This window comes from Kineosporia corallincola (assembly GCF_018499875.1).
GTDB classification, from domain to species: Bacteria; Actinomycetota; Actinomycetes; order Actinomycetales; family Kineosporiaceae; genus Kineosporia; species Kineosporia corallincola.
This window is the reverse complement of the sequence record NZ_JAHBAY010000023.1, coordinates 1-21,971: the sequence shown is the minus strand read 5'-3', so window position 1 is coordinate 21,971 and position 21,971 is coordinate 1. Positions and strand designations below refer to the sequence as shown.

Annotated in this window: 20 protein-coding genes; 13 read left to right on the top strand and 7 right to left on the bottom strand. The window is 71.6% G+C overall.

Annotated features, from left to right (window positions below):
- The first annotated feature begins 69 nt into the window (after positions 1–69).
- Positions 70–1,392: a D-arabinono-1,4-lactone oxidase gene (locus tag KIH74_RS34235; RefSeq protein WP_214160596.1), complete on the top strand. Its 1,323-nt coding sequence runs from the start codon at positions 70–72 to the stop codon at positions 1,390–1,392.
- Between the two features lie 287 nt (positions 1,393–1,679).
- Positions 1,680–3,254: a DEAD/DEAH box helicase gene (locus tag KIH74_RS38205; RefSeq protein WP_214160595.1), complete on the top strand. Its 1,575-nt coding sequence runs from the start codon at positions 1,680–1,682 to the stop codon at positions 3,252–3,254.
- A gap of 86 nt (positions 3,255–3,340) precedes the next feature.
- Here the strand turns inward: KIH74_RS38205 and KIH74_RS34225 are convergent, their stop codons facing one another.
- A complete protein-coding gene (locus KIH74_RS34225; protein WP_214160594.1) occupies positions 3,341–4,744 on the bottom strand; it encodes a dihydrolipoyl dehydrogenase family protein in 1,404 nt (467 codons plus the stop codon).
- 110 nt (positions 4,745–4,854) lie between these two features.
- Positions 4,855–5,331 carry a MarR family winged helix-turn-helix transcriptional regulator gene (locus KIH74_RS34220; protein WP_308114079.1) on the bottom strand — a complete coding sequence of 159 codons (477 nt, stop codon included), beginning with the start codon at positions 5,329–5,331 and terminating at the stop codon, positions 4,855–4,857.
- A gap of 129 nt (positions 5,332–5,460) precedes the next feature.
- Here KIH74_RS34220 and KIH74_RS34215 point away from each other — a divergent pair, with 129 nt between their 5' ends.
- The gene (locus tag KIH74_RS34215) at positions 5,461–5,985 is read left to right on the top strand and encodes a MarR family winged helix-turn-helix transcriptional regulator (protein WP_214160593.1); all 525 of its coding nucleotides are present in this window, start codon (positions 5,461–5,463) and stop codon (positions 5,983–5,985) included.
- Complete coding sequence (locus tag KIH74_RS34210) at positions 5,982–7,673, top strand: MDR family MFS transporter (protein ID WP_214160592.1); 1,692 nt, start codon at positions 5,982–5,984, stop codon at positions 7,671–7,673. The genes KIH74_RS34215 and KIH74_RS34210 overlap by 4 nt, the downstream gene beginning before the upstream one ends.
- A gap of 76 nt (positions 7,674–7,749) precedes the next feature.
- On the opposite strand, the gene KIH74_RS34205 is transcribed toward KIH74_RS34210, so the two are convergent.
- On the bottom strand, positions 7,750–8,091 hold the full coding sequence (locus KIH74_RS34205; protein ID WP_214160591.1) for an L-rhamnose mutarotase: 342 nt from the start codon (positions 8,089–8,091) through the stop codon (positions 7,750–7,752).
- Positions 8,092–8,219: 128 nt separating this feature from the next.
- Between KIH74_RS34205 and KIH74_RS34200 the strand changes: the two genes are divergently transcribed.
- The 8 genes from KIH74_RS34200 (at position 8,220) to KIH74_RS34165 (ending at position 17,666) form a co-directional block, all read left to right on the top strand.
- Positions 8,220–9,317: a LacI family DNA-binding transcriptional regulator gene (locus KIH74_RS34200; RefSeq protein WP_308114078.1), complete on the top strand. Its 1,098-nt coding sequence runs from the start codon at positions 8,220–8,222 to the stop codon at positions 9,315–9,317.
- A gap of 165 nt (positions 9,318–9,482) precedes the next feature.
- Positions 9,483–11,291, top strand: a complete 1,809-nt coding sequence (locus KIH74_RS34195) for a putative bifunctional diguanylate cyclase/phosphodiesterase (protein WP_214160590.1) — start codon at positions 9,483–9,485, stop codon at positions 11,289–11,291.
- Positions 11,292–11,353: 62 nt separating this feature from the next.
- On the top strand, positions 11,354–12,748 hold the full coding sequence (locus tag KIH74_RS34190; RefSeq protein WP_246573757.1) for an NAD-dependent malic enzyme: 1,395 nt from the start codon (positions 11,354–11,356) through the stop codon (positions 12,746–12,748).
- Entirely contained in the window at positions 12,745–13,113 is a 369-nt protein-coding gene (locus tag KIH74_RS37335; RefSeq protein ID WP_214160589.1) for a VanZ family protein, read from the top strand. Before KIH74_RS34190 ends, KIH74_RS37335 begins: the two co-directional genes overlap by 4 nt.
- Before the next feature lie 54 nt (positions 13,114–13,167).
- Positions 13,168–13,734, top strand: a complete 567-nt coding sequence (locus KIH74_RS34180; RefSeq protein ID WP_214160588.1) for a YqgE/AlgH family protein — start codon at positions 13,168–13,170, stop codon at positions 13,732–13,734.
- Between the two features lie 17 nt (positions 13,735–13,751).
- Positions 13,752–14,060 (top strand): DUF3039 domain-containing protein, encoded by a 309-nt coding sequence (locus KIH74_RS34175; RefSeq protein ID WP_214160587.1) that lies wholly within the window; start codon positions 13,752–13,754, stop codon positions 14,058–14,060.
- A gap of 60 nt (positions 14,061–14,120) precedes the next feature.
- Positions 14,121–15,512: an MFS transporter gene (locus tag KIH74_RS34170; RefSeq protein WP_214160586.1), complete on the top strand. Its 1,392-nt coding sequence runs from the start codon at positions 14,121–14,123 to the stop codon at positions 15,510–15,512.
- Positions 15,513–15,851: 339 nt separating this feature from the next.
- The gene (locus KIH74_RS34165; RefSeq protein WP_214160585.1) at positions 15,852–17,666 is read left to right on the top strand and encodes a DEAD/DEAH box helicase; all 1,815 of its coding nucleotides are present in this window, start codon (positions 15,852–15,854) and stop codon (positions 17,664–17,666) included.
- A gap of 52 nt (positions 17,667–17,718) precedes the next feature.
- Here the strand turns inward: KIH74_RS34165 and KIH74_RS38200 are convergent, their stop codons facing one another.
- Both KIH74_RS38200 and KIH74_RS34155 read right to left on the bottom strand, forming a co-directional pair.
- Positions 17,719–18,120: an Orn/Lys/Arg family decarboxylase gene (locus KIH74_RS38200; protein WP_214160584.1), complete on the bottom strand. Its 402-nt coding sequence runs from the start codon at positions 18,118–18,120 to the stop codon at positions 17,719–17,721.
- Positions 18,087–19,169, bottom strand: coding sequence for a DegT/DnrJ/EryC1/StrS family aminotransferase (locus KIH74_RS34155; protein ID WP_214160583.1), 1,083 nt, complete (start codon positions 19,167–19,169; stop codon positions 18,087–18,089). Before KIH74_RS34155 ends, KIH74_RS38200 begins: the two co-directional genes overlap by 34 nt.
- A gap of 46 nt (positions 19,170–19,215) precedes the next feature.
- Here KIH74_RS34155 and dinB point away from each other — a divergent pair, with 46 nt between their 5' ends.
- Positions 19,216–20,481, top strand: coding sequence for a DNA polymerase IV (gene dinB / locus KIH74_RS34150; RefSeq protein WP_246573763.1), 1,266 nt, complete (start codon positions 19,216–19,218; stop codon positions 20,479–20,481).
- A 10-nt stretch (positions 20,482–20,491) separates the two neighbouring features.
- Here the strand turns inward: dinB and KIH74_RS34145 are convergent, their stop codons facing one another.
- Positions 20,492–21,298, bottom strand: a complete 807-nt coding sequence (locus tag KIH74_RS34145) for a GNAT family N-acetyltransferase (RefSeq protein ID WP_214160581.1) — start codon at positions 21,296–21,298, stop codon at positions 20,492–20,494.
- A 173-nt stretch (positions 21,299–21,471) separates the two neighbouring features.
- Positions 21,472–21,798, bottom strand: a complete 327-nt coding sequence (locus KIH74_RS34140; RefSeq protein WP_214160580.1) for a hypothetical protein — start codon at positions 21,796–21,798, stop codon at positions 21,472–21,474.
- Between the last annotated feature and the right edge of the window lie 173 nt (positions 21,799–21,971).

The following is a 21,971-nucleotide window of genomic DNA, read 5'->3' as shown; positions in this document are numbered from 1 at the left end:
ACTCACTCCCCGTGGTCGAGGCAAGCTGTCCCGAACTGGACGGCTGTCCTATTTCTGCGAGGAGGCGGAATGGGATCGGGTATCGGCTGGGCCAACTGGGCGGGGTGCGAGACCGCCGAGTGTGAGGTCGTGCGGCCCAAGGGCACCGAGGAGATCGTCGAGGCGGTGCGCCGGGCCGCCGCTGCCGGGCAGCGGATCCGCCCGGTCGGGTCGAGCCACTCGTTCTCCGGCATCGCCCGCCCCGAGGAACAGCAGATGCGGTTCGACCGGCACGCCGGGGTGCGCTCCATCGACACCGCCACCGGCCTGGTCACGGTGGACGCCGGGATGCCGCTGCACCGCCTGAACCCGATCCTGGCCGGCGTCGGCCTGGCGATGACCAACCTGGGCGACATCGACCGGCAGACCGTGGCCGGGGCGGTCTCCACCGGAACCCACGGCACCGGAAGCCGGTTCGGCGTGATCGCCACCCAGGTGCGGGCCCTGGAACTGGTGACGGCGGACGGCACGGTGCTGAACTGCTCGGCCACGCAGAACCCGGAGGTGTTCGAGTTCGCCCGGGTCGGGCTGGGGGCGCTCGGCGTGATCTCCGCGGTGACCATCCAGGCCGTGCCGGCGTTCGCGCTGCGGGCCGAGGAGCGGCCGCTGCCGCTCGCCGAGGTGCTCAACCGGTTCGACGAGTACGCCGACTCCATCGACCATTTCGAGGTCTACTGGTTTCCGCACACCGACCGGGTGCAGACCCGCTACAAGACCCGCCTGCCGATCGAGACCGAGCTGGCCCCGCTGGGCCGGTTCCGCCGCTGGTTCGACCACGAGCTGCTGGCGAACGACGTGTTCCGGGTGATGGTCGGGGCCGGCCGCCGGGTGCCGGCCGCGGTCGCGCCGATGAACCGGGTGGCCGTGCGGGTCTGGGGCTCCAGCATCTACACCGACCGCTCCGACCAGGTTTTCACCACCTCGCGCCGGGTGCCGTTCAAGGAGATGGAGTACGCGATCCCGCGGGCCGCGATGCCCGAGGCGGTGCGCCGGATCCAGCAGGCGGTGGACCACTCGGACTGGCGCATCGGGTTCCCGGTGGAGATCCGGGTGGGTGCTCCGGACGACATCCCGCTGTCGATGGCCTCCGGCCGGGAGACCGGGTTCGTCTCGGTGCACGTTCCGGTCTGGGCCGGGCACGGCGGGTACTTCGGCGCGGTCGAGCGGATCATGACCGACTACGGTGGCCGTCCGCACTGGGGCAAGATCCACGGTCTGGACGCCGAGGCGCTGCGCCGGGTGTATCCGCTGCTCGGGGACTTCGCCGCCCTGCGGGACAAGCTCGACCCGGCCGGGCGCTTCAGCAACGCCTATCTCGACCGAGTGATAGGTGTGGCTGGCGCAACCGGGTAACTCCCGGTTCACACACCGGCAAGATCACCGGCGCCGGGAAGAAATCTTCCCGCTGGTACGCTGTGGGTCCTGGCGGCGTGAACAGCGCTGCCTCTCTTGCGGGCGAGCCGTCCGCGTGGTCGCACGTAAAGAGTCGCTCCACACTCTGTCGCTCCGGCGAAGTTCGCCGACAGACAGCCATGGCCTTCATCGGTCAGTCGGAGCCTCCGGTCGAACCTCTCGATGGGGTCCGGCGTCTCCGAACGGCGTGGCCTTCCCCTGCGCACCGATGGAGTAGTTGCACATACATGCCGTACACCTCTGATCGTCCCCGTACGTCCGGTTCCGGTTCTCGTTTCGGTGGCGGTCCCCGCCGCTCCGGCCGTCCGGGTGGTCCCCGCCGCTCCGGCGGCGGTCGTCCCCGTCAGTCCTCGGGCCCGAGCCCGCTCGAGCAGGCCCTGATCGCGGCCGTCGAGGCGCCCGCCCCGGCCGACCAGTCGTTCGCCGAGCTCGGTCTGCCCCGTCAGCTGGTCACCGCCCTGGCCGGCGAGGGGATGGAGGCGCCGTTCGCGATCCAGACCCGCGTTCTGCCCGACGCCCTGGCCAAGCGTGACGTCCTGGGCCGGGCCCAGACCGGCTCCGGCAAGACCCTGGCCTTCGGCATCCCGGTGCTGGCGCGCCTGGCCGCCGAGCCCAAGCAGCGCGTGGCCTCCACGCCGCGCGCCATCATCCTGGTGCCCACGCGTGAGCTGGCCCGCCAGGTCAACGAGGCCCTCAACCCGCTGGCCCGCCCGCTCGGCCTGCGGGTCACCACGGTCGTCGGCGGTCTGTCGATCTCCCGGCAGATGGACGCCCTGCGTCGCGGTGTCGACGTGGTCGTGGCCACCCCGGGCCGGCTCATCGACCTGATGGACCGCCGTGCGGCGAACCTGTCGCAGGTCGAGATCAGCGTGCTGGACGAGGCCGACCACATGGCCGACCTGGGCTTCCTGCCCGCGGTCCGGCGCATTCTCGACGCCACCCCGGCCGACACCCAGCGTCTGCTGCTGTCGGCCACGCTCGACGGCGGCGTGGACAAGCTGGTCACCGAGTACCTCACCGACCCGGCCTTCCACGCGGTCAAGCCGACCACCGACGCCGCCACGGCGATGGACCACAAGGTCTTCTCGCTCAGCGGCCCGGCCGAGAAGCTGCTCGTGGCCAGCGAGATCGCGGTGCGCCCGGCGCGCACCATCTTCTTCGTGCGCACCAAGCACGGCGCCGACCGGCTGGCCCGCCAGCTGAGCCGTGCCGGTGCCGACGCCACGGCGATCCACGGCAACCTGAACCAGAACCAGCGCCAGCGTGCGCTGGACGCGTTCGCCGCCGGCTCGCCGCGCGTGCTGGTCGCCACCGACGTCGCCGCCCGCGGCATCCACGTCGACGACGTCGACCTGGTCGTGCACTACGACCTGCCCGGTGACCACAAGGACTACCTGCACCGTTCCGGCCGCACCGCGCGCGCCGGGGCCCGGGGCACGGTCGTCGCGTTCACCGAGCCGGGTCAGGGTCGCGAGATCAACCGGCTGCACCGGGACGCCTCGGTGACCGCGACCACCGACGAGGTCCACCCGGGCCACGCCGCGGTCCGCGAGATCGCCGAGTCGGGTGAGCCCGTCGAGGTGCGCCCGCTCGCCCCGCAGCGCCCCGAGCGCCGTGGTGGCGGTGCCGGTGGTGGCGGTCAGCGTCGTCGCTCCGGCGGCGGTTCCGGTGGTCACGGTGGCGGTTACGCCGGTGGTGGCGCCGGTCGTGGTGGCTCCGGCAGCGGTGCGGGTGGCCGGGGTGGCCGTCCCGCGGGCAGCCGGCCCAGCCGCGCCCCGCGGCAGCAGGCGCCCACGAACTAAGGGCAAAAAACGAAGGACGGCGATCGGCCCGCGAGCCGATCGCCGTCCTTCGTTCTGTCCGGGGGAGTCAACCGGTCAGAGTCCGGTCAGAGGCCGTACGCCTCCAGCAGACGCAGCCAGACCTCGCTGACCGTGGGGAAACTCGGCACGGCGTGCCACAGGTCCTGCATGCTCACCTGGGCACTGATCGCGATCGTGGCGGAGTGCAGCAGCTCCGACACCCCCGGGCCGGTGAAGGTGGCGCCGACGATCACCTCGCGGGCGGTGTCGACGATGATCTGGCTGGTGCCCTCGATGCCGTCGCCCGAGGTGACGGCGCCGGACACGCCGCCGGTCGGGTAGCTGATCACCCGGATGTCGAGACCCCGCTCCCGGGCCTGCTTCTCGGTCAGCCCGACGGCGCAGACCTGCGGGTCGGTGAACGTCACCCGGGGCACCACGTCGCGGCTGGAACGGTCTTTCGCGTCCTTGCCCAGCAGCACGTCGCCGAGGATGCGGGCCTGGTACTTGCCCATGTGGGTGAGCAGGGCCAGGCCGTTCACGTCGCCGACGGCGTAGAGCCAGTCGTTCTGCGCGATCCCGGTGGCGCGCAGCTGCTCGTCCACCTCGACCGGCCGGCCCGGGGTCAGCCCGACGGTGTCCAGCCCCAGCTCCTCGGTGGCCGGCTTGCGGCCGGTCGCGACCAGCAGCTCGTCGGCGGTGACCTCGGCGCCGTCGTCCAGGGTGACGGTCACGGTGCCGTCGTCGTGCCGGGTGACGGCGGTGGCGTGCACCCCGGTGCGCACCGAGATGCCTTCCGCGGCGAAGGCTTTGCCCACCTCCTCGCCGGCGAAGGGCTCCTCGCGGGAGAGCAGGTGCGGGCCGCCCTCCAGCACCGTCACCTCGGCGGCGCCCAGCCGCTTCACCGCCTGCGCCATCTCGGCGCCGACGAAACCGCCGCCGATCACCACGAGCCGGTGCGGGATCTCCTTCATCTCGGTGACGCCGCGGTTGGTCCAGGCGTTGGCCTCCGCCAGACCCGGGATCGGCGGGACCACGGCCTTGGTGCCGGTCGCCAGCACCACCGCCCGGTTCGCGGTCAGGGTGCGGGTGACGCCCTCGGAGTCGGTGACCTGCACCGTGCGCGGGCCGGTCAGCCGGGCGTGTCCGCGCACCAGCGTGATGCCGACCTCGTCGAGCCACGGCACCTGGCCGGAGTCGTCCCAGTTGGAGGTCATCCAGTCGCGGCGGGCCAGGGCGGCCTGCACGTCGATGGTGCCGGTGACGGCCGCGGCGGCACCGGGCACCCGCTGGGCGGCGGCGATCACGTCGCCCGGGCGGATCAGGGTCTTGCTCGGGATGCAGCCCCAGTAGGAGCATTCCCCACCGACCAGTTCCCGTTCGACGACGGCGGTGCTCAGCCCGCCCGCCACCGTGCGTCCCGCCACGTTCTCGCCCGCGGGGCCTGCCCCGATCACGATCACGTCGAACACGTCGAGCTCCGACACCATGCTCCCCAGAATTCACAGGTTCTTCGTGGACAACCCGACCCTAGGGCAGCACGGTGGCGGCACGGTGAAAATCGAGGACGACGAGGAGCCTGGCCGGTCTCGCGTCGTCCCTAGTTGGTGGGCCGGCTGAGACTCTCGTTGAGACGGGTGAGCAGCTCGGCGAAGCGGTCGAGATCGTCGTCGGGCCAGTCCGCGAGGGTGACCTTGTAGTGCGCGCGCCGGGCCTCGCGGGCCCGGTGCACCAGGGTGGCGCCGTTCTCGGTGAGCATGAGCCGCTGGGCCCGCCGGTCGTTCTCGTCCACCTCCCGGGTGATCAGGTCGAGCTTCTCCATCAGCTGGAGCTGGCGCGACACGGTCGGCTTACCGATGCCGAAGAAGGCCGCCATCTCGGTCATCCGGGCCGAGCCCACGTCGTCGAGCCAGAGCAGCATGGCGTAGGCGCCCGGCTCCAGATCCGGGTGGAACTCCCGGGACATCTGCGCGGAGAAGCTGCGCGCCCGCCGGATCAGCACCGTGAGCTCCTGCTCGATGGTGACGTAGGCGCGCGGCGTCGGGGTCTGGGCGGTCTGTGGATCGTCCTGTGACACGCCGCCACTTTATAAGCGCACTTGCCTCGCGCCCGCCCCGTCCCCCGAACGAGGCAACTAGTTGCCCTGTGCAACGGTTCCGTCTATAGTTGTCTGAGGCAAGCAAATATCCCTTGGAAGAAGGCGGCCATGGCTGTCACCGCCGAGGCGGTCTCCGATCTGTTCCGTCAGCTCCAGTCGCTCGGCCGGTCGATGAAGTCGCTGTCCGGCCGGCATCCCCTCTCCCTCAGCACGATGATGCTGCTGAGCCAGGTCGAGAGCCTGGGCGAGGTGCGCTGTTCCGGCCTGGCCGAGCTGCTGGGTGTGGACAACTCGGTGGTCAGCCGCCAGCTGTCGGTGCTCGAGGCGGCGGGGCTCACGGCCCGCCGGCCCGATCCGCAGGACGGGCGGGCCTGGCTGGCACATGTCACCGAGGCCGGCACCGAGCGGCTCGCCGAGATGCGCTCGGCCCGGGTCGCCCAGGTGACTCAGGCCCTGAGCGGCTGGACCGACGAGGAGGCGCAGCAACTCTGCGCCCAGCTCGTCCGGCTGGACGAGGCCCTTCAGCAAGCCATTCACGAAAACGATCCGGCGTCGCACCGCGGCGATCCGACGGCGCACCGCGCGGCTCCGGCGACCGGTGAAACGAGCAGTACGAGAAAGGTCCACGCATGAGTTCCAGCACGGTCAACCCGCCGTCGCAGCAGCCCTTAGGCGGCGCACCGGCACACCACCAGGCCGAGATGTCGCACCGCGAGATCGTCGAGGCGCTGGTCGGCATCCTGGCGGCACTGTTCGTCGGCATGGTCAGCTCGACCATCGTCAGCAACGCGCTGCCCACGATCATCGCCGACCTCGACGGCACCCAGCGCGCCTACACCTGGCTGGTCACCGCGACGCTGCTGGCCATGACGGCCACCACCCCGATCTGGGGCAAGCTGTCCGACCTGTTCAACAAGAAGTTCCTGCTCCAGCTGTCGATCGTGATCTTCGTGATCGGCTCGTCGCTGTCCGGCGCCTCGCAGAACACCGGCGAGATGATCGGTTTCCGCGTGATCCAGGGCATCGGCATGGGCGGCATCACCGCCCTGGCCCAGACAGTCATCGGCGCGATGATCCCGCCCCGCCAGCGTGGCCGCTACAACGGCTACCTCGGCTCGGTGATGGCGCTCGCGACGGTCAGCGGCCCGCTCATCGGCGGCGTGATCGTCGACAGCTCGCTGGGCTGGCGCTGGTGCTTCTACGTCTGCGTGCCGCTGGCCGTGATCGCGCTCGGCCTGATCCAGAAGACGCTGCACCTGGAGCACCACCCGCGCAAGGCCTCGATCGACTGGGGCGGCGCCACGCTGATCGCCGCGGCCGTCAGCGCCGTGCTGATCTGGGTCTCCTTCGCCGGTGACGACTTCGCCTGGATGTCCTGGCAGACCGCTGCCTTCCTGATCGGCGCCGCCGTGATCCTGGCCCTCGCCGTGGTGGTGGAGCGCCGGGTCAAGGAGCCGGTGGTCCCGCCGGCCATCATCAGCAAGCGCACCACCCTGCTGGCCGTCGTCGCCTCGCTGGCCGTCGGTATCGCGATGTTCGGCGGTTCGGTGTTCCTGGGCCAGTACTTCCAGGTCGCCCGCGGCTACTCGCCCACCGAGGCGGGCCTTCTCACCATGCCGCTCATGCTCGGCGTGATGGTCTCCTCGATCATCGTCGGCCGGCTGATCGTCTCGACCGGTTACTACAAGCGCTACATCGTGGGCGGAGTCGCCCTGCTGGTGGTCGGTTTCGGCCTGCTCGGCACGATCGACCACACCACGTCGCTGGCCCTGATCGCGGTCTACATGGTCTTCGTCGGGGCCGGTGTCGGCGCCTCGATGCAGAACCTGGTGCTGGCCGTGCAGAACACCGTCGACGTCTCGGAGATCGGTGCCGCCAGCGGCGTCATCGCGTTCTTCCGCTCGCTCGGTGGTGCGGTCGGTGTGACCGTGCTCGGTGCGGTGCTCTCGAACCACGTCACCGACCTGATCGCCAAGGGCCTGGTGGCCATCGGCGTGGACGCCTCGTCGATGGCGTCGGGCGGCAGCACCCTCGACGTGAAGAGCCTGCCCGCCCCGATCGCCGAGGTGGTGCGCGCCGCCTACGGTGACGGAACAGCCCGGATCTTCGTGGTGGCCGCGGTCGTCGGCATCGTCGGCCTGATCGCCACGCTGTTCATCGAGGAGGTGGCCCTGCGCCAGACCGTCTCGATCACCCCGGCGGCCGAGGGCTTCGGCGAGAGCGAGACCCCGCTCGAAGACGGCGAGCGCCCCGTGACCGATGAGGCCGCGCAGAGCCCTGGCCAGAACCAGAACCAGAACCAGAGCCCGACCCGCGCCTGAGCCGTTCCACCGTGGTCATGTGCGATCCGCCCGGCGAGGGCGAATCGCGCATGACCACGGCCGGTTCGGAGCCCGGTCAGCCGATGGCGCCGAGCTGGTCCTCCAGGTTGAACACCTCGTCCAGCAGCAGGAAGCCCTCGTCCGGCGCGCGGCCGTCCAGGCCGACGAAGAACTCGGACATCCCGGCCTGCCAGCGCGCGTTCACCTCGGTGCGGGCCATCGCCTCCTGCGCCGCGGTCAGGTCCTCCGCCTCCACGTAGCCGACCAGCAGGCCGTCGGGGCGGGCGAAGAGCGAGTAGTTGGTCCAGCCGGAGTCGCGCAGCGCCGCCAGCATGTCCGGCCAGACCGGGGAGTGGCGTTCCTTGTACTCCTCCAGGCGTTCCGGACGAACCTGGAGCAGGAAGCAGTAGCGATTCATGGACAGATTCGTAGCCGGGCGGGGGCTGCTTGTCGAGGGGCGGCGGAGGTGGATTTGAAACGATTCAGGCCCAGTGGGAGCATGCCAGGTGGCCCGGATCCCGTTCGATCAGGCCGCGAGGCACGTCGGTGGTGGCCAAAACGGCGCTGAGGCGTTTCAATCGCGAGATCAGCAGTGTGCGTGAGGAGAACGCGGTGGGTCCGTCGGTCAGCGTGAAGGACGTCGCGGCCGCGGCCGGGGTCTCGGTGGGCACGGTCTCGAACGTGCTCAACCGGCCCGACCGGGTGGGGGCGGCGACCAGGTCGCGGGTCGAGGCCGCGATCGAGCAGCTCGGCTTCGTGCGCAACGAGTCCGCGCGGCACCTGCGCGCCGGGGCCAGCCGCACCATCGGCTTCCTGGTGCTCGACGCCGCCAACCCGTTCTTCACCGACGTCGCGCGCGGCGTCGAGGAGGCGGCGCGGGACGCCGGGCTGGCGGTGTTCCTGTGCAACAGCGACAACCTGCGCCAGCGGGAACACGACTACATGGAGCTGCTTTTCGAGCAGCGGGTGCGTGGTGTGCTGGTCACCCCGGTGGACCCGGGCGGGGTGGACGCCTCGCTGCCGCCCGGTGTCGGCGTGCCGGTGGTGCTGGTCGACCGCACCGGCGGCGACCGCTACTGCTCGGTCTCGGTGGACGACGTGTACGGCGGCCGGCTGGCGGGGGAGTACCTGACCGAGAGCGGGCACGAGCGCATCGCCTTCGTCGGGGGGCCGGACTCGGTGGGTCAGGTGCAGGACCGGCTCAGCGGTTTCCGGGACGCGGTGCGGGCCTCCGCCCGCGACACCACGCTGACCGAGCTGCCGACCGCCGCCCTCACCGTGGCCGAGGGGCGCGCCGCCGGCCAGCGGCTGGCCGGGATGCCCGCCTCGCGTCGTCCCACCGCCGCCTTCTGCGCGAACGACCTGCTGGCGCTCGGCCTGCTCCAGGAGATGACCCGGCTGCGCATCCGCGTGCCGGAAGACCTGGCCATCGTCGGTTACGACGACATCGAGTTCGCCGCCGCGGCCGCCGTGCCGCTCACCTCGGTGCGTCAGCCCCGGCACCAGATCGGCCGCACCGCCGCCGAGCTGCTGGCCGAGGAGACGGCCGCGCTGGAAGGTGGCGTCCGGGGCGGGCACCGGCACCGCCAGGTGGTGTACCTGCCGGAGCTGATCGTGCGGGAGTCCACCGTCCGGGTCTCCTGATACTCGCTTCGCCCTCGCTTCGGATCAGGCGCGCGCTTGCCCGCGGCAGCGGTTCCGGCAGCGGGACACACCGGTGTCCCCAGCGAATTCTCAGGTAACCGACAGGGCGATTCGGGACCAATCGCCGTCACGCAATGCAACGCAAGCGATACTGTGTGCTCCATCGTGACGCAATCCGATCTGAATCAGAACCGAGGGCTGCGGTTGGCGCCCCCGGCGCTCGGTGTGCCCGCCCTGTCTCCGGTGGGCGCGCGTCCGGCCGGTCCGGCCGTGGTCCCCTCCGACGTGATCGGCTCGCTGCTACGCATCCTGCCCGACGCGGTGATCGGGCTCGACCGGTTCGATCTGGTCACGCACTGGAACGAGGCCGCCGAGCGTACCTACGGGATCAGCGCGGCCGAGGCGATCGGGCGGCGCTGGTCCGACCTGGTCGACACCGTGCACGCCGAGGGCGACGCCTCCACGGCCCGGCGGCAGCTCCAGGTGCAGGGACGCTGGCAGGGGCTGGTGCGGCAGGTCAGCCGCTCGGGCAAGGTGGTCGAGATCGAGTCCACCGTGGCCGCCCTCTACGACCAGGCCGGTGGCCCGCGTGGTGTCGTGGCCGTCAACCGTGAGCTCGGCCCCGGCGGGTCCGGCGCGAGCGATGACACCGACCTCACGCACCGTGCCACCCACGACTCGCTGACCGGCCTGCCGAACCGCACCGTGCTGATGGAGGAACTCGCATCCTCGCTGATCTGGCTCGAGGCGGGCACGGCGACCGGGGTCGGGGCCGGGGCGGGCGGGCCGGGGCAGCGTCGTCGCCTGGCCGTGTTGTTCTGCGACCTGGACGGGTTCAAGGACATCAACGACGGTCTCGGCCACGCGGTCGGCGACCAGGTGCTGGTGGCGGTGGCCCAGCGGCTGCGGCGCCGGTGCCGGTCGGCCGACCTGGTGGCCCGGTTCGGCGGTGACGAGTTCGTCGTGGTGATGGCCGTGGACGGGGTGAACGACGCGATCGCGATGGCCACCCGGATCATCGAGGTGCTCGACACGCCGATCGTGATCGGTGACGCCGAGGTGTCGCCCGGGGTCAGCGTGGGCATCACCGTGGCCGACACGGTGCCGGCCGGCGACGACCCGGTGGCCAGCCTGCTGCACGACGCCGACACCGCGATGTATCACGCCAAGGGCCGCGGTCGCGGGCGGTACGAGCTGTTCGACGCCAACCTGCGCGACAACGTGGAGGAACGGCTCGAGCTGGCCACCGCGATGCGCCGGGCGGTCGGCGACGGCGAGCTGGAGCTGGTCTACCAGAGCCGCCGCACCTGCGGCGACCGCCGGGTCACCGGGGTGGAGGCGCTGCTGCGCTGGCGCCACCCGGAACTCGGCGTGCTCGGGCCGGAGGTGTTCCTGTCGATCGCCGAGCGCACCGGGCGCATCGTCGAGCTCGGCGACTGGGTGCTGCGGCAGTCGCTGGCCGACCTCGCCGAACTGCCCGACCCGCAGCTCGCCCTGGCGGTCAACGTCTCGGCCAAGCAACTGGTCAGCGGGCGGCTCACGCGCAGCGTCGCACGGGCCCTGGCGGAGTCCGGGGTGGCACCGGAACGGCTCGTGCTGGAGGTCACCGAGACCGCGTTCTCCGACGACCCGGCCGCCGCGCGGCGGGTGCTGCACGAACTCAAGGCGCTGGGGGTGGTGATCGCCCTCGACGACTTCGGCACCGGCTGGTCGTCGTTGCAGTACCTGTGCGGTCTGCCGGTCGACGTGCTCAAGGTGGACCGCTCGTTCGTGGCCGACCTGCCCGCGGGAACCGCTGCGGGAGCCGTGGTGTCGTCGGTGCTGGGGCTCGGCCACGGCATGGGCCTGCTGGTCGTGGCCGAGGGCGTGGAGACCCCGACCACCCTTGACCTGCTGCGTCGGATGGGTTGTGACGAGTACCAGGGATTCATCGACGGCGAGCCGGGCGACCTGATCGACATCCTTCGCCGGTAACACCGAGACCAATGCCTCTGGATGGTCACCGGCACCCCCCGGAAAGGGCAAGAATAAGGCGCATGCCGAGCGCTCCCAGTGTTTCCTCCTCCATCACGGTCCGGCTGGAACTTCCGGCCCGGTCCACCGCGGTCAGTGAGCTCACTCACGCGATCGAGCACGCCGGTGCCATCGTCACCGCACTCGACGTGACCGCGTCCGGGGTGGACCGGCTCCAGGTCGACGTCACCTGCGCCACCCGCGGCGGCGACCACGTGCCCGAGGTGATCGCGTCGCTGCGCGCGCTGGCCGGGGTGACCATCGGCAAGGTCTCGGACCGCACCTTCCTGATGCACCTGGGCGGCAAGCTGCGCATCGAGTCCAAGGTGCCGATCCGCAACCGTGACGACCTCTCGCTGGTGTACACCCCCGGCGTGGCCCGGGTCTGCCAGGCGATCGCCGAGAACCCGGAAGACGCACGGCGTCTGACGATCAAGCGCAACACCGTCGCGGTGGTCACCGACGGCTCGGCGGTGCTCGGCCTGGGCAACCTCGGCCCGCTCGCCGCGATGCCGGTGATGGAGGGAAAGGCCGCGCTGTTCAAGCGGTTCGCCGACATCGACGCGTTCCCGATCTGCCTGGACACGCAGGACGTCGACGAGATCGTCGAGACGGTCATCCGGATCGCCCCGGTGTTCGCGGGCATCAACCTCGAAGACATCGGCGCCCCGCGCTGCTTCCAGGTGGAGGAGCGGCTGCGTGAGGCCCTCGACATCCCGGTGTTCCACGACGACCAGCACGGCACCGCCATCGTCACGCTGGCGGCGCTGACCAACGCGCTGAAGGTGGTCGGGAAAGACATCGCCCAGGTGAAACTGGTGATGTCCGGGGCCGGTGCGGCCGGCACCGCCATCCTCAAGCTGCTGATGGCCGCGGGCCTGCAAGACGTGGTGGTCTGCGACATCGACGGCGTGGTGCACCCGGCCCGCCCGGGACTGCCCGAGAACCTGCACTGGACCGCGAAGAACACCAACCCGCGCGGTATCACGGGCTCGCTGAAAGACGCGCTGGTGGGCGCCGACGTGTTCGTCGGGGTCTCCGCGCCGGGCATCCTGACCGGCGCCGACATCGCGACGATGGCCGAGGGCGCGGTGGTGTTCGCGATGGCCAACCCGGTGCCCGAGGTGGACCCGCTGGAGGCCTCGCAGCACGCCACCGTGGTGGCCACCGGCCGCAGCGACTTCGCCAACCAGATCAACAACGTGCTGGCCTTCCCCGGCGTCTTCCGCGGCCTGCTCGACGCCCAGTCCAAGACCATCAACACCGAGATGCTGCTGGCCGCGGCCTACGCCCTGGCCGCCGTGGTGACCGACTCCGAGCGCAACGCCGCCTACATCGTGCCGAGTGTGTTCCACCCGGAGGTGAGCGCCGTGGTCGCCGCGGCCGTTCACGAGGCCGCGGTGGCCGTCAAGGCGTGAGCACCCGGACCACCACCACCGGCCCGGCCCGCCTGGCGCCGTGGCCGGCGGTGGCGTTCGCGCTCGCCGTCGTCGTCCATCTGGTGGTTCTGTACCTGCCCCGGGCGCCCTCGACCGGGGGCGTCCCGATCGACAAGCCGGTGCACTTCGCGATCTTCGGCGCCGTGCTGCTGACGGCGGCGTGGGCCGGGCTGCGGGTGCGGCCGGTCGCGCTGGTGCTCGCCGGGCACGCGGTGGTGAGTGAGTTGCTCCAGCACTTCGTGCTGCCGAACCGCTCGGGCGATCCGGCCGACGTGGTGGCCGATCTGCTCGGTGTGATCGTCGCTGTGGGCATCGTCACACGGTTTCCGTGGCGTCGTGCCTGAGTCTGTCTGCCGCTTGGGCTGTATCGAGAGGTCCTCGACCCTGATGATGTGCATATGCCCATCCGGACCCGTCGGCTGAGCGGCAGCCTCCTCGTCGCGAGCCCGACGCTGGAGGACGAGAACTTCCGCCGCACGGTCATCCTCATGCTCGACCACGGTGACGACGGCGCGCTCGGGCTCGTGGTGAACCGCCCCATGGAGGTTGACGTCTCGTCGGTGCTGCCGGCCTGGCAGCCACACACCACCGCACCGGGGCGGTTGTTCCAGGGCGGGCCGGTGCAGCTCGACTCGGCCCTCGGGCTGGTCGCGATGCCGGGACACGGCCAGGAGCCGGTCGGGGTGCGGCTGCTGATCGGCTCGATCGGGCTGGTCGACCTGGACGCCCCGCCGGAGGTGATCGTGCCCGGGCTGGCCGGACTGCGGATCTTCGCCGGGTACGCCGGCTGGGCCGCCGGGCAGCTGGAGGGCGAGATCTCCGAGGGGGCCTGGTTCGTGGTCGACTCCGAGCCGCGGGACGCCTTCACCGACCACCCGGAACGGCTGTGGGGCGAGGTGCTGCGTCGGCAGCGCGGCGAACTGGCGCTGGTGTCCACCTATCCGGACGACCCGACGATGAACTGAGCGTAGAATCGGCGCCCATGAGCACGCCCTACCCGGAACCCCAGCTGGACCCGCTGTCCTCCCCGGACGGCGGCACCACCGGCCTTCTCGAGCGCGAGCACGTCGAGCAGGAGGTGGAGCCCGGCGACCACGAGCGGTTCGCGCACTACGTCCGCAAGGAGAAGGTGCTCGAGTCGGCGCTGTCCGGCGACCCCGTCGTCGCCCTGTGCGGCAAGGTCTGGGTTCCCGGTCGTGATCCGAAGAAGTTCCCGGTCTGCCCCAGCTGCAAGGAGATCTACGAAGGTCTCAAGGGTGGCGGCGACGACAAGGACAAGGGCGGCAAGTAACCCCTGAAGCGTCACCCCCGGGGGCATGACGAGCCCGGAACCGGTTCCGACTCACGGGCCGTGCCGCAGCACGACGCTGCGCCGGCCTCGCTCTCGCCGTACCTGACCACCATCTCCGGCATCGTCACGCTGATCACCCTGATCGCGTTCGAGGCCGTCGCGGTGTCCACGGCGATGCCGGTGATCACCCGGGAACTAGACGCGGTGCGGCAGATCGGTTTCGGTTCGTCCGTCTTCATCGCGGCCCAGTTGCTCGGCGTGGTGCTGGCCGGCAGCTGGTGCGACATCTCCGGCACCCGATGGCCGGTGCGCACCGGGCTGATGCTGTTCGGTGCCGGCCAGCTGATCTGCGGCCTGGCACCGGTGTTCGGTGTGCTGCTGGCCGGCCGGGCGCTGGCCGGCGGCGGCGCGGGGCTGCTGGTGGTCGCGATGTACGTGGTGATCGCCGACGTGTTCCCCGGCGAGGTGCGTCCCCGCGTCTTCTCGTTCGTCTCCGCGGCCTGGGTGGTGCCCGGCATCGTCGGCCCGGCGCTGGCCGGCTGGCTGGCCGAGAACGTCACCTGGCGGCTGGTGTTCCTGCTGGTCGTGCCGCTCGCCGTGCCGCCCGCCCTGGCCCTGCTGCCGAAACTGCGCTCTGCCGGCGGCTCGTCGGAGCAGACCGGCGTCAGCCGCGCCCAGCTGCGCACGCGGGCGCTGTGCGGTGTGGCCGCCACCGCCGGGGTGCTCACCCTCCAGTGGGGGCTGGGCCGGGTCGGCGCGGCCGTGGGCACCGCCTGGGCGCTCGCCGCCGCCGGTGTGGTGCTGGGCCTGGTCCTGGTGGTCGCGGGGGTGCGGCCGCTGGTGCCGTCGGGCACCCTCCTGCTGCGTCGTGGCCTGCCCACCGTGATCGCCATGCGCGGCCTGTTCGCCGGGATGTTCATCGGCACCGAGTCGTTCATCCCGCTGATGCTGATCAGCCAGCACGGTTTCCCGGCCGACCGGGCCGGCCTGGCGCTGACCGGGGGCATCCTCGGCTGGACCATCGGCACGTACATCCAGGCCCGGCCCTCGCTGCGGCTGCCCCGGCACCTGTTCTTCGTGATCGGCGCGTCGATCATCGGCGTCTCGCTGCTCGGCCTGACCCTGCTGATCCGCCCGCCCGCCTCGGGCTGGCTGGTGCTGCCGCTGTGGGTGTTCTGCGCGGTCGGGATGGGTCTGGCGATGGCCAGCACCAGCGTGCTCACCCTGGGCTACAGCGAGGCCGGTCAGGAGGGCCGCAACTCCTCCGCGCTCCAGCTGTCCGACGCGCTCGGCTCGGCGCTGGGCATCGGGCTCACCGGCGCGGCGTTCGCGGCCTGGCACGACCCGGTCGGCGGCGACGCCGCGCTGTTCACGATCATGTGGCTCGCCGCAGGCGGTTTCGCGTTGCTGGTGGCCCTGGCCGGGTTCCGCGCGCGGCCCGTCCCGGCCTGACATCCACAGCCTGTGCGTCGTTCGGGGCATTCGTGCGCCTTCGTGCCAGAATCTCGGGCATGCTGATCGGCGGTGGCCGTGCCCGTGGCGCCACGGGCCGCGGATGTGCGGGGTGTGCGGCCGCACCGGTCACCCGCTGAACGCGGGCTGTCACGAAACCTGCCCGTGGCGGGCGTCATCGTGTCCGCGGCGCGCCTGCGCTCCCGGCAGCAGCAGGTAGCCTCGGGAGGCGATGACAGGAAGAACGAAGCGGGATCACGGGGCCATCGGCGGTAGACCGGGATCGGGAAAACACTTAGCAGACCGGCAGATCCGCAGAACAGACGAGAGGACGGCGGCGTGACCCCCGGCAGCAACACGGCATCGCTCTTCGACACTCCGGGCCCGGCCCACGCCAGCTCGTCGGCTGCCTCGCAGCTTCCCCCGGCGTTCCCCAACCGTGCGGCCTGGGGCACCTCGTCCAAGCTGCGTGCCTGGCAGCAGGCGGCGCTGGACAAGTACCTCACCACCCAGCCTCGGGACTTCCTCGCGGTCGCCACGCCGGGCGCCGGCAAGACCACCTTCGCCCTGCGCATCGCCACCGAGCTGCTCCAGCGGCGCATCGTGCAGCGGGTCACCGTGGTCTGCCCCACCGAGCACCTGAAGCGGCAGTGGGCCGACGCCGCCGAGCGGGTCGGCATCCACCTCGACCCGAACTACAGCAACGCCCAGGGTGCGCACGGCGCCGCGTTCGACGGGGTCGCCGTCACCTACGCGCAGGTCTCGATGAAGCCGCTGCTGCACCGAGCGCGCACCGAGGCCGGCAAGACCCTGGTCATCCTCGACGAGATCCACCACGCCGGTGACTCGCTCACCTGGGGCGACGGGGTGTCCGAGGCGTTCGACCCGGCCACCCGGCGGCTGGCGCTGACCGGTACCCCGTTCCGGTCCGACACCAGCCCGATCCCGTTCGTGGAGTACGAGGAAGACGCGCAGGGCATTCGCCGCTCGCGGGCCGACCACGCCTACGGCTACTCCGACGCGCTGCGTGACGGCGTGGTGCGGCCGGTGATGTTCCTGGCCTACTCGGGTGCCATGCGCTGGCGCACCAGCGCCGGTGACGAGGTGGCGGCGCGGCTCGGCGAGCCGCTCACCAAAGACATGATCGGCCAGGCCTGGCGCACCGCGCTGAATCCACAGGGGTCCTGGATCCCGTCCGTGCTCCAGGCGGCCGACAAGCGGCTCACCGAGGTGCGGCGCGGGGTGCCCGACGCCGGGGCGATGGTGATCGCCACCGACCAGGAGACCGCCCGGGCCTACGCCGGCACGCTGAAGGAGATCACCGGCGAGTCGCCGACCGTCGTGCTCTCCGACGAAGACGGCGCCTCGGAGAAGATCGAGTCGTTCTCGGCCGGTGACTCGCGCTGGATGGTCGCGGTCCGCATGGTGTCCGAGGGCGTCGACGTGCCCCGCCTGGCGGTCGGGGTGTATGCCACCTCGACCAGCACGCCGCTGTTCTTCGCCCAGGCCATCGGCCGTTTCGTGCGGGTGCGCAAGCGCGGTGAGACAGCGTCGGTGTTCCTGCCCAGCGTGCCGGTGCTGCTCGACCTGGCCGCGCAGATGGAGGTGGAGCGCGACCACGCCCTCGACAAGCCCAAGAAGGAGGGCGACGAGGACGAGTACCCGGAGGAGGACCTGCTCGCCGAGGCCAACCGCGAGGAGAAGGCCTCCGGCGAGCTGGAGAAGATGCCGTTCGAGGCGCTGGAGTCCCAGGCCACGTTCGACCGGGTGCTCTTCGACAAGCAGGAGTTCGGCACCCACGCCGAGATCGGCAGCGAGGACGAGCAGGACTTCCTCGGCATTCCCGGTCTGCTCGAACCCGACCAGGTCACCACGCTGCTGCGGCAGCGGCAGGCCGATCAGCTGGCCCGCAACAAGAACAAGCCGGCGCCGGTGGAGACCCAGGAGGTGTCCGGGCACCGGCAGATCACCGCGCTGCGCAAAGAACTGCACAGCCTGGTGGGGGCGTGGTCGCGCCGCACCGGGCAGCCGCACGGCGTGGTGCACTCGAACGTGCGCGACGCCTGTGGCGGTCCCGAGGTGCCCAAGGCCAGTGCGGAGCAGTTGCAGGAACGCATCGCCACGTTGCGCCGGTGGTTCGTGGGGCAGAAGTAGTTTCAATGACGGACGACGAAAAGCTGGCTGGTTCTGGCTCTATCGTCGTCCGTCAGTTGACGTCGATCACCTGGAACGTGGCCAGCGACGGGTCCTCGGCGTAGGCGATGCGCCCGCCGTCCGCCCTGGTGGCGCGCAGGCCCTCGACGATCTCGGCGGTGATCACCTCGCCGGGGGCCAGCACCGGCACGCCGGGCGGATAGGGTGCGATCAACTCCGCGCTCACCCGGCCCACGGCCTGGGCGGCCTCCACGGTCTCGTGCCGGGCGAAGAACGCCTCGCGCGGTGCGGTCGCGGTCACCGGAACGGTGCGCCACGACATGGATGCCGAAACCGAGCGCGCCGGGCCGCGTTCCGCCTCCACCGCCTGGATGATCGCGTCCACCAGCGCCTGCACGGTGCCGGCGTCGTCGGCCACGGTCAGCATCGGCACCAGAGTGTCGCGGTCGGCCATCTCGACGGTGAAACCGGCTGCGCGCAGGCGCTGATCGACCCGGGACCCGAACGCGCCGGTGCCGGGCAGCCGGATGACGAGCTTGGCCGGTCGACGTGATCGCCGGTCAGGATCTCCAGACCGGCCACCGCGCGGAGCTTTTCGGTGGCGACCGCACGTAGCCGGAGCAGGTCGCCCAGCAGGCGGGTGCCGTGCCCGGCCAGCACGGCGCGCGCCGCGTCGGTGCTGGCCAGGATCGCCCCGGACGGGCTGGTGGTATGCCCGGACTCGAAACCCCTTTCCAAGCGCGAGGGATCGAGCAGACCACCGTCCCGGGTGGTGCGGGCCAGCAGCAGTGCGGCCTGGCCCATCGCCGGGAGCGTCTTGTGGGCGCTGAGTACCAGCGCGTCGGCCCCCAGGGCGAGGGCGTGCCGAGGGTAGTCCGGGTGGAACCCGAAGTGTGCGGCCCAGGCGCCGTCCACGATCAGCGGCACCCCTGCGGCGTGCGCGGCGGCGGCCAGCCAGGCCACGTCGCCGGTGGTGCCGACGTACGAGGGGTCGCCCACCAGAACGGCTTTCGCCCCGGGGTTCGCCGCCAGCGCGGCACGGACCGCCGCGGCGGGAACGCCGAGCGGCAGCCCGTGCCGGGGATCGAGATCGGGGTACACCCAGACCGGGCGCAGGCCGGCCAGGATCAGGCCGCTGAGCATGGAACGGTGCAGGGTGCGGGAGACGATCACGGTGTCGCCCGGTGCGCCGATCGCCAGAGCTGCGGCCTGGTTGGCGTGGGTCGAGCCGCCGACCGAGAACCGGCACCAGTCCACACCCCACAGCCGCGCCGCCCGGGCCTCGGCCCGCCGGAGCGCGTCCAGCCCGCCCAGGGTGTCGAGCCCGGCGTAGAGCGGGAGGTCGCCGTGCACGATCGGCCCGGTCAGCCCGGGACGCTGCTTGTGGCCGGGGATGCTGAAGAACCGGGTGTGCCCGTTCCGCACGTCGATGGACATCCGCAGCCAGGCGGCGAACAGCGGGGCGTCGGGGGCCAGGCCGAGCGGGTCGTCGATTGCGGTCACGGTTTGATTCTGGCGTTCGAACGGGTGTTCGAATAATCTGGTGGGTATGTATTCGGGGGCGGCGATTCTGCATGCTGATCTGGACGCGTTCTACGCGTCGGTCGAGCAGTTGCTCGATCCCTCGCTGCGCGGGCGGCCGATCGCGGTCGGGGGCAGTGCGGCCGGTGGGGTGGTGCTCGCGGCCTCGTACGAGGCCAAGCGGTTCGGGGTGTCCGGCGGCATGCCCGGCCGGCGGGCCCGCGAGCTGTGCCCACGGATCACCTTCGTGCGCGGGCATTTCGACCGTTACCAGCAGCTGGCCGACGGGGTGATGGCGATCCTGCGCGACGTCACGCCGGTGATCGAGCGCATCTCGATCGACGAGGCGTTTCTCGACGTGTCCGGCTCGGTGCACCTGTTCGGCCCGCCCGACGTGATCGCCGACCAGCTGCGGCGGCGGGTGCGGCGCGAGATCGGGCTGCCGATCTCGATCGGGGTGGCCCGCACCAAGCACCTGGCCAAGGTGGCCTCGCAGGTGGCCAAGCCCGACGGGCTGGTGCTGGTGGCGCCGGAGCGCGAGCGGGAGTTCCTCGACCCGCTGCCGGTCGCGCTGATCTGGGGCATCGGGCCGGTGGCCCAGGCCCGGCTCCGGTCCGAGGGCATTCACACCATCGGCCAGCTGGCCGCCACCTCGCCGGCGTCGGTGCGCCGGCTGCTCGGCGAGGCGGCCGGCGGCAAGCTCAGTGCCCTGGCCCTCAACGAAGACCCGCGGCGGGTCACCGGCGCCACCCGGGCCCGCTCGGTCGGGGCACAGTCGGCGATGGGGCGGCAGCCGGCCACGCCCGACACGGTCCGGGCGGTGCTCGGGCATCTCGCCGACCGGGTGGCGGTGCGGTTGCGGGCGAAACACCGTGCAGGGCGCACGGTCACGGTGCGGGTGCGCTATCCGGGCATGCGCTCGGTCACCCGCTCACTCACCCTCGGCGAGCCGGTGGCGGCCACGCTCACGCTGACCGAGATCGCCGAGCAGCTGGCCTGGCAGGCGCTGCACGAGGAGTCGCAGCGCCGGCCGGGGGAGCAGGTGCAGATCAGCCTCCTGGCCGTCTCGGTGTCCAACCTGGTGGCGCGGCACGCGGTGCAGCAGGAGCTGGCCGTCCCGCCCGGCGACCCGCGGCGTGAGGGCAGCGAGGCCGGCGCCGCCCGGCTGGCCGTCGACACCTCGATGGACGCCGTGCGGGCCCGGTTCGGCCGTGGCGCCGTGGGTTACCTGCCGGCGATGTCGCGGGGCGGGGTGCCCGACGACTTCCGCGAGCTGGCCGAGAAGGAGGTGTAGCGGTGGGCGTTCAGCCCGCCGAGCCGGTGGCGGTCGCGTGGTGGATGAACGGGATGGTGGTGGCGATCTCGCTGAAGCCCATCCGGGCGAGGATCGGGCGGCTCATGTCCGCGGCGTCCACCCGCAGATAGCGGTAGCCGAGATCGACGGCCATGCCCGCACGCCGGCTGACCAAGGCCCGGAACACGCCGCGCCGCCGCCACTGCGGGATCGTGGAACCGCCCCAGATGCTGGCGAAATCCGTGCCGGGGTGAAAGTTCACGCGACCGGCCGAGATCGGCAGATCGCCGGCCATCGCGACGAACGCGGCCACGGTGGGCGGTGCGGCCGGGTCGGCCTCCTCCAGCTGGCGCAGCAGGGCGTCACCCCAGGCCCGGTGGTCGCCGCCGAAGGCCTGCTCGTGCACGGCCACCATCATGTCGATGCCGGCGGCGTCGGTGACCGGCTCGATGCGCACTCCCTCCGGCGGCCCGGTGAGCTCCAGCTCGCGCAGGTCGGCCACCATCAGGGCCTCGGCCGGCTCCTCGCTGAGCCCGGCCGCGCGCAGCCGGGAGGGCAGGTCGGCCGGGGTGTCGTAGGAGTAGTACTTCCACTCCCAGTCGGTGGTCAGGTGCGACAGCCGGTCCAGCTGCGCCTTGATCACCTCGTCGGCGTCCTGCTCGGTCAGTCGCGACCAGGTGACGGCCGCCCATTCCGGCTTCACCGTGTTCAGCACCCGAGCGGGTGCGCGCTCGGGCTCGGGGTTGTCGGCGCCCTCGCCCTCTCCGGCGCGGCGCAGTTGTTCGTCGAAGGCGGTCAGAACCGCGGCAGTGTCCATCGGGGCACATTGAAGGGGTTCCGCCGATCTCGCGCCACCGGTTTTCCGGCAGCGTGGAGATGGGCGATGCTGCGGAGTGGGCGACCGCGCCCGCAACGGCGCGGTGCCCCTACGGCGCGGTGCCCCTACGGCGCGGTGCCCCTACGACGCTGTGCCCCTACGACGCTGTGCCCCTACGACAGGGCCGAGGCCGAGGCCGCCGAGGGCACGTGCGGCAGCGGGTGATGGTCCAGGCCGGTGGATTCCAGCTCCGCCACCACGGCATCGTGGATCCCCTGCTGGTCGGACACGGAGAACACCCCGACACTCCACACGTCGTCCTCACGGCTGAGCCGGAAGTCCGCGACCCTGCCGTTGCGGTCCACGTAGAAGGTCTGGCCGGTCTCCGGGGAGAACGCCACGATCGGCACCTGCACGGGTTCCCCGGTGCGCTTGTTGAGGAACACCCCGATCACCCCGGTCACCGGGACCAGGGGCACGGACGAGCTGGAGATGGCCATACCCCGCGATCGGCGCCTCGCCCCTGCGGCTTGAGCCTGCTCACCCGGACGGCGAGCCGGTGCGGACGTGGCGTGGCGGGGTGATGGCGGGGTGATGGGCGGGTGATGGGCGTGGCGGGTCGGCGGATGTGGCTGGTCGGCCGGGGGTCGGCGGGGCTGGACGGTCGGTATGG